Raw genomic sequence first — 13,039 nt, forward strand, 5'->3', positions numbered from 1 at the left:
CGATGACTGCACTGAAACATACCCCGCTCAACGCCGCGCATCGCGCACTCAATGCCCGCATGGTCGATTTCGGCGGCTGGGACATGCCCGTCAACTACGGCTCGCAGATCGAAGAGCACGAAGCGGTGCGCACCGACGCCGGCATGTTCGACGTGTCGCACATGTGCGTCGTCGATTTCACCGGCAGCCGCGCGCGCGCCTTCTTCGAGCACGCGATCGCGAACAACGTCGGCAAGCTGAAGACGCCCGGCAAGGCGCTCTACTCGTGCCTGCTCAATCCGCAAGGCGGCGTCATCGACGACCTGATCGTCTATTACTTCACCGAAGACTTCTTCCGCGTGGTCGTCAACGCCGGCACGGCCGACAAAGACATCGCCTGGTTCAACCAGCTCAACGAGCAAGGCGGCTACGGGCTCACGATCGCGCCGCGCCGCGATTTCGCGATCGTCGCCGTACAGGGTCCGAACGCACGCGAAAAGGTCTGGGCGACCGTGCCCGCCGCGCGCGCCGCGACGAGCGAGCTGAAGCCGTTCAACGCCGCGCAGGTCGCCGGCACGCCGTTCGGCGATCTGACGGTCGCGCGCACCGGCTACACGGGCGAGGACGGCTTCGAAGTGATCGTCCCCGCCGTGCACGTCGAGGCGCTGTGGAACGCGCTGCAGCAGCACGGCGTGCGTCCGTGCGGGCTCGGCGCGCGCGACACGCTGCGGCTCGAAGCCGGCATGAACCTGTACGGGCAGGACATGGACGACACCGTGTCGCCGCTCGACGCGGGCCTCGCGTGGACGGTCGACCTGTCGACGCCGCGCGCGTTCGTCGGCCGCGAAGCGCTCGAGCGCGACGGCACGCGCGCCGCCTTCGTCGGCCTGATCCTGCAAAAGGAAAACGGCAAGGCGGGCGGCGTGCTGCGCGCGCACCAGAAGGTCGTCACGCCGCACGGCGAAGGCGAGATCACGAGCGGTACGTTCTCGCCCTCGATGCAGGAATCGATCGCGTTCGCACGCGTGCCGACGGCCGTTCAGGTCGGCGACACGGTTCATGTGCAGATTCGTGACAAGCAACTTCCCGCGCGCGTGGTAAAACTGCCGTTCGTGCGCAACGGCAAGGTCCTCGCTGCGTAACGACCGGGAGTGCCTCCCGGTTCGCCGGGATATGGCGCCCGGCAAAACAACCGCATCGGCGCGCCCGCCCGGCGCGCCGGCACAACGAATCACACTTTTATCCAGGAGCATCCGATGAGCAACGTCCCGGCCGATCTGAAATACACCGAGGAACACGAGTGGATCCGTACCGAAGCAGACGGCACGCTGACGGTCGGCATCACCGATCACGCGCAGAGCACGCTCGGCGACATCGTCTTCCTCGAACTGCCGGAAGTCGGCAAGCAGGTGACGGCCGGCGACGCGGTGGGCGTCGTCGAGTCGGTGAAGGCCGCGTCCGACATCTATTCGCCGGTGTCGGGCGAAATCGTCGAGATCAACTCGGCGATCGTCGACACGCCGGACTCGGTCAACAGCGACGCATACGCGAGCTGGCTGTTCAAGATCAAGCTTGCCGACGGCGCATCGACCGACAAGCTGATCGACGCGGCCGCCTACGGCAAGCTGATCGACTGATTTTTCCGACCCGAAACGCGCGGGGCCGGCAGCCATCCGGTGCCGCGCAAGCCGGAGGCGGCCGCCGCGCCGCTTCCGGTCGACCCGCCCAGCATGGGGCCGGACCGGCGCCGATACGCCGCTCCGTCCCGATAGGAACGCCATGAAGCTCGAACACCCGGACCGCCTGATGAACCGCACGCCCCTCTCGCTCGCCGCGCTCGAAACGCACGACGCGTTCGCCGAACGCCACATCGGCCCCGATGCCGCCAGCCAGCAGGCCATGCTCGACACGCTCGGCTTCGCGTCGCGCGCCGCGCTGATCGACGCCGTGATCCCGGCCTCGATCCGCCGCAACGAAACGCTGCCGCTCGGCCCGTTCTCGCAGCCGAAGAGCGAAGCCGAAGCGCTTGCCGCGCTGCGCGCGCTCGCGGACAAAAACCAGGTGTTCCGCTCGTATATCGGCCAGGGCTATTACGACACGCATACGCCGGCCGTGATCCTGCGCAACGTGCTCGAGAATCCGGCGTGGTACACGGCCTACACGCCGTACCAGCCCGAAATTTCGCAGGGCCGTCTCGAGGCGCTGCTGAACTTCCAGCAGATGGTGACCGACCTGACCGGCCTCGCGATCTCGAACGCATCGCTGCTCGACGAGGCAACCGCGGCGGCCGAAGCGATGACGCTGCTGCAGCGCGTCGGCAAGCCGAAGTCGAACGTGTTCTACGTCGCCGACGACGTGCTGCCGCAGACGCTCGAAGTGATCCGCACGCGCGCGCTGCCGATCGGCATCGAAGTGAAGACGGGCCCGGCGGCCGACGCCGCGCAGTCGAACGCGTTCGGCGTGCTGCTGCAATATCCGGGCGTGAACGGCGACGTGCGCGATTACCGCGCGCTCACCGATGCGATCCATGCGGCCGGCGGCCACGTCGTCGTCGCGGCCGACCTGCTCGCGCTGACCGTCCTGACGCCGCCCGGCGAATGGGGCGCGGACGTCGCGGTCGGCAACACGCAGCGCTTCGGCGTGCCGATGGGCTTCGGCGGGCCGCACGCCGCATATCTCGCGGTGCGCGACGAATTCAAGCGCCAGATGCCTGGCCGCCTCGTCGGCGTGACGGTCGACGCGCAGGGCAAACCGGCGCTGCGCCTCGCGCTGCAGACGCGCGAACAGCACATCCGCCGCGAAAAAGCGACGTCGAACGTCTGTACGGCGCAGGCGCTGCTCGCGATCATGGCGAGCATGTACGCGGTCTATCACGGCCCGCACGGCCTGAAGACGATCGCGCTGCGCGTGAACCGCATCGCCGCGCTGTTCGCGGCCGGCGTGAAGCAGCTCGGCTTCGCGACGGTCAACGACACGTTCTTCGATACGGTCACGGTCGACACCGGCGCACGCACCGCGCAGGTCCACGCATTCGCGAACGCGAAGCGCATCAACCTGCGCCGCGTCGGCGACACGCGCGTCGGCGTATCGATCGACGAAACGACGACGCGCGACGATCTCGCCGATCTGCTCGCCGTGTTCGCGCAGGCGGCGGGCGGCACCGCGCCGTCCGTCGACGCATTGGATGCGGGCCTGGGCGGCGAAGCCGCGCTGCCGGCCTCGCTCGTGCGTACCAGCGCGTACCTGACGCACCACGTGTTCAACCGCCACCATTCCGAAACGGAAATGCTGCGCTACCTGCGCAGCCTGTCGGACAAGGATCTCGCGCTCGACCGCTCGATGATCCCGCTTGGCTCGTGCACGATGAAGCTGAACGCGACTTCCGAGATGCTGCCGGTTACGTGGCCCGAATTCGGCCGCATCCACCCGTTTGCGCCGGCCGAGCAGACCGTCGGCTATCGCGAGATGATCGACCAGCTCGAGCAGATGCTCGTCGCGGCCACCGGCTACGCGGCCGTGTCGCTGCAGCCGAACGCGGGTTCGCAGGGCGAGTACGCGGGCCTGCTGATCATTCACGCGTACCATGCATCGCGCGGCGAAGGCCACCGCGACGTGTGCCTGATTCCGGCGTCCGCGCACGGCACCAACCCGGCGTCCGCCCACATGGCCGGCATGAAGGTCGTGGTCGTCGCGTGCGACGCGCAAGGCAACGTCGACATCGCCGATCTGAAAGCGAAGGCCGAGCAGCATTCGGCGAACCTCGCGGCGATCATGATCACCTATCCGTCGACGCACGGCGTGTTCGAGCAGAACGTGCGCGAGATCTGCGAGATCGTGCATGCGCACGGCGGCCAGGTGTACGTCGACGGCGCAAACATGAACGCGATGGTCGGCCTGACCGCGCCGGGCCAGTTCGGCGGCGACGTGTCGCACCTGAACCTGCACAAGACGTTCTGCATCCCGCACGGCGGCGGCGGCCCGGGCGTCGGCCCGGTCGCGGTCGGCGCGCACCTCGCGAAGTTCCTGCCGAACCAGCGTTCGACGGGCTACACGCGCGGCGAAGACGGCATCGGCGCGGTATCGGCCGCGCCGTACGGCTCGGCGTCGATCCTGCCGATCTCGTGGATGTACATCGCGATGATGGGCGCGAAGAATCTGACGGCCGCCACGGAAACCGCGATCCTCAACGCGAACTACATCGCCAAGCGCCTCGCGCCGCACTATCCGGTGCTGTATTCGGGCCCGGGCGGGCTGGTCGCGCACGAGTGCATTCTCGATCTGCGTCCGATCAAGGAATCGAGCGGGATCACCGTCGACGACGTCGCGAAGCGCCTGATGGACTACGGCTTCCACGCACCGACGATGAGCTTCCCGGTGCCGGGCACGCTGATGGTCGAGCCGACCGAATCGGAGTCGAAGGAAGAACTCGACCGCTTCATCGACGCGATGATCGCGATCCGCGACGAAATCCGCGCGGTCGAGGAAGGCCGCGCCGATCGCGAGGACAACCCGCTGCGTCACGCGCCGCACACGGCCGCGGTCGTCACCGCGAACGAATGGCCGCATGCGTACTCGCGCGAGCAGGCTGCGTACCCGGTCGCGTCGCTCGGCACGAACAAGTACTGGCCGCCGGTCGGCCGCGCGGACAACGCGTACGGCGACCGCAACCTGTTCTGCGCGTGCGTGCCGATGTCGGAATACGCATAACGCAGCGCCGGCCCGCTCGTCCGGCACGCCTTGCCCCGCACGCCGCCGCGCGCAGCGTGCGGGGCGCGCGCCGCAGGCCGATCCGCCTCACATTCGTCCGCCAATCCGGCTAACATCACGCGATCCAGCCAAACGAGGAGTTCCGTATGGTGCGTCCGATGTTTCCGGGCCACGACGCGACGCAGACGCAGCGCCGCATGCGCGCCGGCCGCTTCGTGCCGACGCTCGCCGCGTCGCTGTCGCTTGCCGCTGCCGGCTTCGGCGCGGCCGGCAGCGCGCACGCGGCGATGAATTTCTGCGCGGCGCCTGCCCTGCAGGCGAGCGAGACGACGCATGCCGAACCGGGCGTGCAGGCGCTGATCCGCAGCGTCGACGCGCGCATCGGCGAGCAGCCGCACGCGATGGCGCGCGTGCACACCGAAGGCACGCTGCCGCACGAGGGGATCTACGATCAGAGTGTCGAAGCACTGAAGGACATGGATCTGATGCGCGACGCCGCGCTCGCCTGGCGCGTGACGAATACGCCGCGGTATCTGCAGCTCGTTGACCGGTTCCTGTCCGCGTGGGTTTCGACGTATCAACCGAGTTTCAATCCGATCGACGAGACGCGCTTCGAGAGTCTGATCCTCGCGTACGACATGACCGCGAGCGCGCTGCCGGTGAAGACGCGCAACGCGACGTCGGCGTTCATCGCGAAGCTCGGCGCCGGCTATGTCGCGCAGATCGACGCGCAGAAGCGGCCGCTCACCGGCATCTGGCGCAACAACTGGCAGAGTCATCGGATCAAGCTGATCGCGCTGTCCGCGTTCACGCTCGGCGACCGCAAGATGATGAACGCCGCGCAGCGGCTGTTCGTCGAGCATCTGGCCGACAACATCGGCCCGGACGGCGCGACCTCGGATTTCGGCGAACGCGATGCGCTGCACTATGCGGTCTACGATCTGCAGCCGCTCGTCACGGCGGCGCTGGCCGCGCGCCGCTTCAACCGCAACTGGCTGCGCGAGCGCGGAACGAACGGCGCGACGCTCGCCGCGGCGCTCGACTGGCTCGTACCGTACGCGCTCGGCGAGAAGACGCACGAAGAATTCGTGCATTCGACGGTACCGTTCGATGCGAAGCGTCGCGAGGCCGGCTTGCCGGGCTACACGGGGCAGTGGGACCCGAAAAACGCCACCGAACTGTTTCATCTCGCTGCGCGGCTCGATGGACGCTACGCCCGCGTCGCGCAGCAGCTTTCTCCAACGCCGCCCGCATGGCTCGCCGCGTGCCTGCCGTTGCAGGCGCGCTAGTTTTTTATCGCAAGGCAGGAATTCAAATGGCAGTCAGCGTGTTTGACCTCTTCAAGATCGGCATCGGGCCGTCCAGTTCGCATACGGTCGGACCGATGCGCGCAGCGCTGATGTTCGTCCAGGGCCTCGAGCGCGACGGACTGCTCGACGCGACTGCGCACGTGAAGGTCGAGCTGTACGGTTCGCTCGGCGCGACCGGCAAGGGTCACGGCACCGACCGCGGCGTGATGCTCGGCCTGCTCGGCGACGCGCCCGACACCGTCGATCCGGACACGATCGGCGCACGGCTCGAGCAGGTGCGCACGTCGAAGCAGCTCGCGCTGCTCGGCAAGCGCCCGGTGCCGTTCGTGCTGAAGGAGAACATCGCGTTCTACCGGCAGGCGCTGCCCGAACACCCGAACGGGATGAAGCTGCGCGCGTCCGACGCGAACGGCGCGGTGCTCGCCGAGCGCACGTATCTGTCGGTCGGCGGCGGCTTTGTCGTGACGGCCGGCGCACCGAACACGAAGGTGCTGAGCGCGGCCGAACAGATGACGCATCCGTTCCGCACCGGCGCCGAGCTGCTCGCGCTGACCGAGTCGACCGGCAAGTCGATCGCGCAGCTGATGTGGGAAAACGAGCGTGCGTGGCATACCGAGCAGGAGACGCGCGACGGCCTGCTGAAGATCTGGGCCGTGATGCAGTCGTGCGTGTCGCGCGGCTGCGGCATCGGCAACCCGGACGCCGAAGGCAACCTGCCGGGCCCGTTCCAGGTGAAGCGCCGCGCGCCGCAGCTGTACCGCGCGCTGACCGGCAACCCGGAGCGGGCGCTGCAGGATCCGCTGTCGATGGTCGACTGGATCAACCTGTATGCGATCGCGGTGAACGAGGAAAACGCGGCAGGCGGGCGCGTCGTCACCGCGCCGACCAACGGCGCGGCCGGCATCATCCCCGCCGTACTGCATTACTACACGCGCTTCACGCCGGGCGCGAACGAACAGGGCGTGATCGACTTCCTGCTGACGGCCGCCGCGATCGGCATTCTGTACAAGCTCAACGCGTCGATTTCGGGCGCGGAAGTCGGCTGTCAGGGCGAAGTCGGCGTCGCCTGCTCGATGGCGGCCGGCGCGCTCGCGGCGGTGCTCGGCGGCACGCCGCGCCAGGTCGAGAATGCGGCCGAGATCGGCATGGAACACAACCTCGGCCTCACGTGCGACCCGGTCGGCGGGATGGTGCAGATTCCGTGCATCGAGCGCAACGCGATGGCATCGGTGAAGGCCGTCAACGCGGCGCGCATGGCGCTGCGCGGCGACGGCTCGCACTACGTGTCGCTCGACTCGGTGATCAAGACGATGCGCGAAACCGGCGCCGACATGAAGACGAAGTACAAGGAAACGTCGCGCGGCGGGCTGGCCGTGAACATCGTCGAGTGCTGAGCGGCGGCCGTCGCGGCCGCTCGCCCCGACCGCGCGATACGCGCCCGCCTTACATCGGCGGGCCGTCGCGCGCCGGCCGCCGTCGCGACCGTTCGAACCGGCTGGCCGCGATGTCCGCGTGCTAGCCGATCAGCCAGTTCTCCAGCCTCAAGCGCGGATAACTCGCGAAATCACGCTCGTTGTTGGTCACCAGCACGACGTCGAGCGATACGGCGTGCGCGCCGATCAGCTTGTCGAGATGATCCTTCTTGCGTTCGCGCGTCGCCTCTCGAATGGGGCCGTATGCCTGCGCAGCCGCTCCGTCGAACGGCGCCACCGGGATATCCTCGATCAGCGCGGCGAGATTGCGGCGTTCGCGGGCCGGATTGGCGCATAGCGTCACGCCGTACTCGAGCTCCGCATAGGTGACCGCCGACATGACGACGTCCCCCGTGTAGCACTGCGCGAAACGCCGCGCGACCTGCTCCGGCTGGTTCTTCATCAGATAGATGCACATGTTGGTGTCGAGCATGTAGCGCGGCATCACCAACCCTCGCGCTCGGCCTGTTCCTGATCGCCGCGCCCCTCGGCCATGAAATCGGGCCCGAATTTCGCGAACTTGCCGAGCACGCCGGTCAGCGGCCGCCGCGCAGGCCGGATGCGAATTTCGTCACCGACACGCTCGATTTCGAGTTCGATATCGCTGCGCTCATAAGCAAGATCCGCAGGAATCCGCACCGCCTGCGAGTTGCCATTCCGGAAGACCCGGGTGGTATGCATGTCATCTCTCCCATTACGGATGTACGATGGATGTACATTAGGTCATTCTTCGTCCAATGTAAATCCATGTGTGTACACGACGCCGCTTGCGCCCTCCCGTGTTCCGACACTTTTCATCGGCCGGCATACCGTAGCCCCGCCAACGAGCGTAATCTGTACGTCCCGCTACCCAGGGAGACGGCAGCCCATGTCGCATTCCAAGGATCTCGAGCAGCCCGCCACCACCGGCGCGCGACTGCTCGTCGATGCGTTGCTCGCCAATCACGTCGAACGCGTGTTCTGCGTGCCGGGCGAGAGCTTTCTCGCCGTACTCGATGCGCTCGCGGACGACACTGCGCGCATCCAGACGGTCGTCTGCCGCCACGAGGCGGCCGCGGCGAACATGGCGGAAGCGGTCGGCAAGCTGACCGGCCGCCCCGGCATCGCGTTCGTCACACGCGGGCCCGGCGCGACGCACGCGTCGATCGGCGTGCATACCGCATTCCAGGATTCGACGCCGATGATCCTGTTCGTCGGCCAGTGCGCGCGCGAGCATCTCGACCGCGAGGCGTTCCAGGAAATCGACTACCGCCGGATGTTCGGCCAGATGGCGAAATGGGTCGCGCAGATCGACGATCCGCGCCGCATCCCCGAATACCTGAGCCACGCCTTTCACGTCGCGACGTCCGGGCGGCCGGGGCCGGTCGTGCTCGCGCTGCCGGAAGACGTGCTGTCCGACGCGTGCGCGCCGCAGCCGCCGGTGCCCGCCGCCAAGCGTGTCGCGGCCGCGCCGTCGCCGGCCCAGATCCACGAGCTGCGCGAACGGCTCGCGCGCGCGGAACGCCCGTTCGCGATCGTCGGCGGCAGCGGCTGGACGCCCGAGGCCTGCGCGAACCTGCGCACGTTCGCCGAACGCTGGCAGCTGCCGGTCGGCTGTGCATTCCGGTATCAGGACACGTTCGACAACGCGCATCCGAACTACGCGGGCGACGTCGGGCTCGGCATCAATCCGGCGCTCGCGAAGCGCATCCGCGACGCCGACTTGCTGCTCGTGCTCGGCCCGCGCCTCGGCGAAGCGACGACCGGCGGCTATACGCTGCTCGACATCCCGAAGACGCGGCAGACGCTGATCCACGTGCATCAGGGCGCGGACGAGCTCGGCCGTGTCTATGCAGCCGACCTGCCGATCGTCTCGGGGATGCCCGAGATCGCCGCGCCGCTCGCCGCGCTCGAGCCGCCCGCGCCGCTTCCGTGGGCCGGCACGGCCGCCGACGCGCACCGCGCCTACCGCGAGTGGCATGCGCCGCTGCCGATGCCGGGCGACGTGCAGCTCGGCGACGTGATGGTGCAGCTGCGCGAACGGCTGCCGCACGATGCGATCGTGACCAACGGCGCGGGCAACTATGCGATCTGGCTGCATCGTCATTTCGCGTACCGGCACTTCCGCTCGCAGCTCGCGCCGACGAGCGGCGCGATGGGCTACGGCGTGCCGGCCGCGCTCGCCGCGAAGTCGCTCCATCCGTCGCGCGCGGTGGTCGCGCTGGCCGGCGACGGCTGCTTCATGATGGCCGGCAACGAACTGGCGACCGCGATGCAGTACGGGCTGAACATCGTCGTGATCGTCGTCAACAACGGGCATTTCGGCACGATCCGCATGCATCAGGAGCGCAACTATCCGGGCCGCGTACACGGCACGGGCCTCACGAACCCCGACTTCGCGGCGTACGCGCGCGCGTTCGGTGCGCATGGCGAGACGGTCGTGCGCACGGCAGAATTCGCGCCGGCGCTCGACCGCGCGCTGACCTGCGGGCTGCCCGCGCTGATCGAGATCCGCATTCCGCAGGACGCGAGCACGCCGGCCGCGACGCTCGAACAGATCCGCGAGCAAGGCCGTCGCGCGCGCGGCGCATGATGGTGGCCACGCTCGCCGCGCCGGCCGCCGCCGCCCCCGCCGCGCTGTCGCACGACGCGGCGCTCGCGTTTCCCGGCACGCTGCTCGCGCCCGACCGCACGCTCGTCGCGCCGTACGACCTCGAGCACGGCATGGCGCGCGCGACCGGCTACGTGCCGGCCGCGCCGGCGCTGCAGCTGCTGCATGCCGCGCAGCGCCCGTTCCGGCTCGACTACAGTCGCGCGACGCAGGTGCACGTGATCAACGGGATGGGCGTCGCGCTCGGCGATTCGGTGATCGGACTGACCGCGCTCGCCGCGCTGCGCGAAGCGCATCCGGACCTGCGCTTCACGCTGTATCGGCCCGCGCGTGCGCCGCGCTACGTCGAGGCGCTCTATGCGCTCGCGGCCGACGTCGTCGCGCCGACGCGCGCGCTGCCGTGCGCAGCCGACGCGCTACCCGCGCACACACCGTGCATCGACATCGGCAATCACCTGTACTGGCCGGCGTTCGCGCATATGCCGATGATCGACTTCTTCCTCGATGCGCTCGGTGCGGAGCCTGCCGCCGTGCCGCCATCGGCGAAGCGCAACGGCTGGCTCGCGCGGCTGCAGCTCCCCGCGCTGCCGGCGGCATGGCGGCGGCCTTACGTCCTGTTCTGCGCGGACGCGAGCACCGCGGTGCGCAGCGTGCCGCCGGCCCGGCGCGCGATGCTCGTCGATCGGCTCGCGCAGCGCTACGGGTTACCGGTGGTCGGGTTCGGGGCGGTCGCGCATCGGGCCTACGTCGACGTGAGCGAGGAGGCGGCCGGCGACACCGCGCGCTTCATCGCCTGGGTGAAAGGCGCGAGCCTGCTGTTCGCACCGGACACGGCCGCGCTGCACGTCGCGGCCGGCTTCGATGTGCCGAGCGTCGCGTGCTTCACGACAATCGAGCCGGCACTGCGCGTGCGCGACTACCCGCATTGCGTGTCGATCGAACTCGAGGTGCCGGCCGAACTGCGCGGGCTGCATCGCAGCGAGCAGCCCGACGACATCGCGGCGATCGATGCGGCCTACGGCGCGCTCGACTGGGATGCGGTGCCGTGGCCGGCTGCGCGGACGGCGGCGGCATAGCGCGCACCGGCAGCGGCCGGATGCGTGCGCAACGCGATCGGCAGCACGCACGACGGCGACGCTGCGCGCGAGCCGCGCGACGTGACCGTTGCGGCCGATACGCGCGCCCGCGCGTGTATCACCCGGCGGCGAGCGCGTCGCGCTCGCGCAGCGTATCGGAGGGCCGCTTGCCGAACAGCCGGCGGTAATCGGTCGCGAACTGGCTCAGATGCCAGAATCCCCACGCTTCCGCGACATCCTGCACCGAGCCGGCCGCGCGGCCGCACAGATCGCGCCGCGCGCCGTTCAGCCGCAGTGCGCGCAGATACGACGCGGGCGCCATGCCGAGCACGTCCTGGAAGCAGTACTGCAGCGTGCGGCGGCTCACGTGGAGCTGCTCGCACAGTTCCGGCACGCCGACCGGCCGCGTGCGATGCGCCAGCACGTAGTCGCGCGCCTGCTCGACGATCCAGCGCCGCGTCGAGGGCGCAGCGCCGCTGCCGTCGTCGCCCGGCTGCGCGCAGGCGTCGAACAGCGCGGCCAGCACCTCGGCCTGCAGCGCATCGCGCTGCGCGCCGGGCAACGGACCGCCGCCGGCCGCCGCGCCGTCGAGCCGGCGGCCGAGCAGCGCGCACAGGCGCGCGAGCCGCGCGTCGCCGATCCGTATCACGCGCTGCGCGAACAGCCGCTCGTCGAGCGCGCGATGTTCGACCTGCTCCGCATAGCGGCGCAGCACCTCGCCGCGCACGACGACGCCGTAGATCGAAAACTGCGCGGGCGTCAGCAATTCGAATTCGACGTTGCCGGGCCGGAACGCGAGCGCGCCGGGGCCGATCCGGCATGCGTCGACGCGCGCGGTGCCGTCGCCGGCGAGCGGAATGCCGAACCAGTACGCGTCGCCGCGCACTTCGCACGCCTGGCGCAGCACATGGCTCGTCGATTCGCGAAACAGTTTCATCGTGTCGAGCGGCAGCTCGGTCAGCGTGCCGACGAAGCGGCCCGCCGCGAGCTGGTCGTAGGTTTGTCGCCAGCCGATCAGGTTGCGCGCCTGCTCGTCCGCGTCGTGCGCGACGCTGACGACCGCCTGCCCGGCCGACGCGTCGTCGCCGTGCGCGCTGCGCTGCGTGTCTTCGGCCGTCGGTTCGTCGTGACGTGCCTGTCGTGCATCCATCGTGCTCTCCTTCACCTGCCGGAACCGCGTCGGTCACGCAAGTCCCGTGCCGAACCGCGCGCGAGGCGGCCACGCCCGAGATTCAACGCTGCGCGGGGCGTACGCCCCGCCCGGCGCGCGCGCCGCGCGCACCGCCACGGTGCGTACGTGCATCGCGGCACGTTCACCGGCTAGCGGCCGGCGGCCGGCTGCAGCCGCACGACGCGCGTGCTGCAGTTGCCGTACGCCTGCGCGACGGCGAGTTCGACGATCGGGCTGCCCGCCGGCCAGGGCGCGGCGTCCGCGTCGGACAGATCGGTGCGCAGCGTCGCGCGACCGTTGATCCGGTAGCGGATCGCGCGCACGAAATCGACGAACAGCAGCCCGATCCCGCTGCCGTCGCATCGCGCCGCATCGATCCGGCATGCGTCGCGCCGGGCGGGCAGCGCGAACCGCAGCGTCTTCGTATCGATCACGCGAACGACGGGCAGCAGCTCGCCGTTCGGATCGCGGCCGCCCTGCACGATGTCGCAGACGAGCGGCGCGCCGCCGCCGCTGCTCGTGCCGACGAACATGAACGGCTGCGTCTCGACGAATTGCCGCACGCCGATGCTGAGCCGCGTCGTCACGACGTCGCTCATCCGTTCGGCTTCGTCGGCGACGCCGAACCGGCGATGCGCGTCGAGCTCGCCTGCATGAAATACCGGATGTCGCGAACGGGGCGTGTCTGTCATGTCGGATGGAACCGCCGCGCGCAGGCGGCGGACGAGGTCGTG

At 69.3% G+C, this 13,039-nt stretch carries 11 protein-coding genes; 7 read left to right on the forward strand and 4 right to left on the reverse strand.

Going from position 1 to position 13,039, the window contains the following annotated elements:
- Window positions 1-2: 2 nt before the first annotated feature.
- From gcvT to BCR55_RS07040, 5 genes are all read left to right on the forward strand, one after another.
- On the forward strand, window positions 3-1,121 hold the full coding sequence (gene gcvT, locus BCR55_RS07020) for a glycine cleavage system aminomethyltransferase GcvT (RefSeq protein WP_006408844.1): 1,119 nt from the start codon (window positions 3-5) through the stop codon (window positions 1,119-1,121).
- 114 nt (window positions 1,122-1,235) lie between these two features.
- The gene (gene gcvH / locus BCR55_RS07025; RefSeq protein WP_006401422.1) at window positions 1,236-1,616 is read left to right on the forward strand and encodes a glycine cleavage system protein GcvH; all 381 of its coding nucleotides are present in this window, start codon (window positions 1,236-1,238) and stop codon (window positions 1,614-1,616) included.
- A gap of 142 nt (window positions 1,617-1,758) precedes the next feature.
- Entirely contained in the window at window positions 1,759-4,686 is a 2,928-nt protein-coding gene (gcvP, locus tag BCR55_RS07030) for an aminomethyl-transferring glycine dehydrogenase (protein ID WP_006408288.1), read from the forward strand.
- A 146-nt stretch (window positions 4,687-4,832) separates the two neighbouring features.
- Window positions 4,833-5,975 carry an alginate lyase family protein gene (locus BCR55_RS07035; RefSeq protein ID WP_053296686.1) on the forward strand — a complete coding sequence of 381 codons (1,143 nt, stop codon included), beginning with the start codon at window positions 4,833-4,835 and terminating at the stop codon, window positions 5,973-5,975.
- 26 nt (window positions 5,976-6,001) lie between these two features.
- The gene (locus BCR55_RS07040; RefSeq protein WP_065494375.1) at window positions 6,002-7,390 is read left to right on the forward strand and encodes an L-serine ammonia-lyase; all 1,389 of its coding nucleotides are present in this window, start codon (window positions 6,002-6,004) and stop codon (window positions 7,388-7,390) included.
- Between the two features lie 121 nt (window positions 7,391-7,511).
- Here BCR55_RS07040 and BCR55_RS07045 read toward each other — a convergent pair whose 3' ends face one another.
- Both BCR55_RS07045 and vapB read right to left on the reverse strand, forming a co-directional pair.
- Entirely contained in the window at window positions 7,512-7,913 is a 402-nt protein-coding gene (locus BCR55_RS07045; protein WP_065494376.1) for a type II toxin-antitoxin system VapC family toxin, read from the reverse strand.
- Window positions 7,913-8,149 carry a type II toxin-antitoxin system VapB family antitoxin gene (gene vapB, locus BCR55_RS07050; protein ID WP_006408845.1) on the reverse strand — a complete coding sequence of 79 codons (237 nt, stop codon included), beginning with the start codon at window positions 8,147-8,149 and terminating at the stop codon, window positions 7,913-7,915. The genes BCR55_RS07045 and vapB overlap by 1 nt, the downstream gene beginning before the upstream one ends.
- 187 nt (window positions 8,150-8,336) lie before the next feature.
- Here vapB and BCR55_RS07055 point away from each other — a divergent pair, with 187 nt between their 5' ends.
- Both BCR55_RS07055 and BCR55_RS07060 read left to right on the forward strand, forming a co-directional pair.
- Complete coding sequence (locus tag BCR55_RS07055) at window positions 8,337-10,040, forward strand: thiamine pyrophosphate-binding protein (protein WP_065494377.1); 1,704 nt, start codon at window positions 8,337-8,339, stop codon at window positions 10,038-10,040.
- Window positions 10,037-11,134 (forward strand): glycosyltransferase family 9 protein, encoded by a 1,098-nt coding sequence (locus BCR55_RS07060; protein WP_065494378.1) that lies wholly within the window; start codon window positions 10,037-10,039, stop codon window positions 11,132-11,134. The genes BCR55_RS07055 and BCR55_RS07060 overlap by 4 nt, the downstream gene beginning before the upstream one ends.
- Before the next feature lie 118 nt (window positions 11,135-11,252).
- On the opposite strand, the gene BCR55_RS07065 is transcribed toward BCR55_RS07060, so the two are convergent.
- Both BCR55_RS07065 and BCR55_RS07070 read right to left on the reverse strand, forming a co-directional pair.
- Window positions 11,253-12,284, reverse strand: a complete 1,032-nt coding sequence (locus BCR55_RS07065) for a helix-turn-helix domain-containing protein (protein WP_012212492.1) — start codon at window positions 12,282-12,284, stop codon at window positions 11,253-11,255.
- Between the two features lie 170 nt (window positions 12,285-12,454).
- Window positions 12,455-12,997 carry a hypothetical protein gene (locus BCR55_RS07070; RefSeq protein WP_053296681.1) on the reverse strand — a complete coding sequence of 181 codons (543 nt, stop codon included), beginning with the start codon at window positions 12,995-12,997 and terminating at the stop codon, window positions 12,455-12,457.
- Window positions 12,998-13,039 lie beyond the last annotated feature (42 nt).

This window comes from Burkholderia sp. CCA53, assembly GCF_001685525.1.
Lineage (GTDB): Bacteria > Pseudomonadota > Gammaproteobacteria > Burkholderiales > Burkholderiaceae > Burkholderia > Burkholderia multivorans.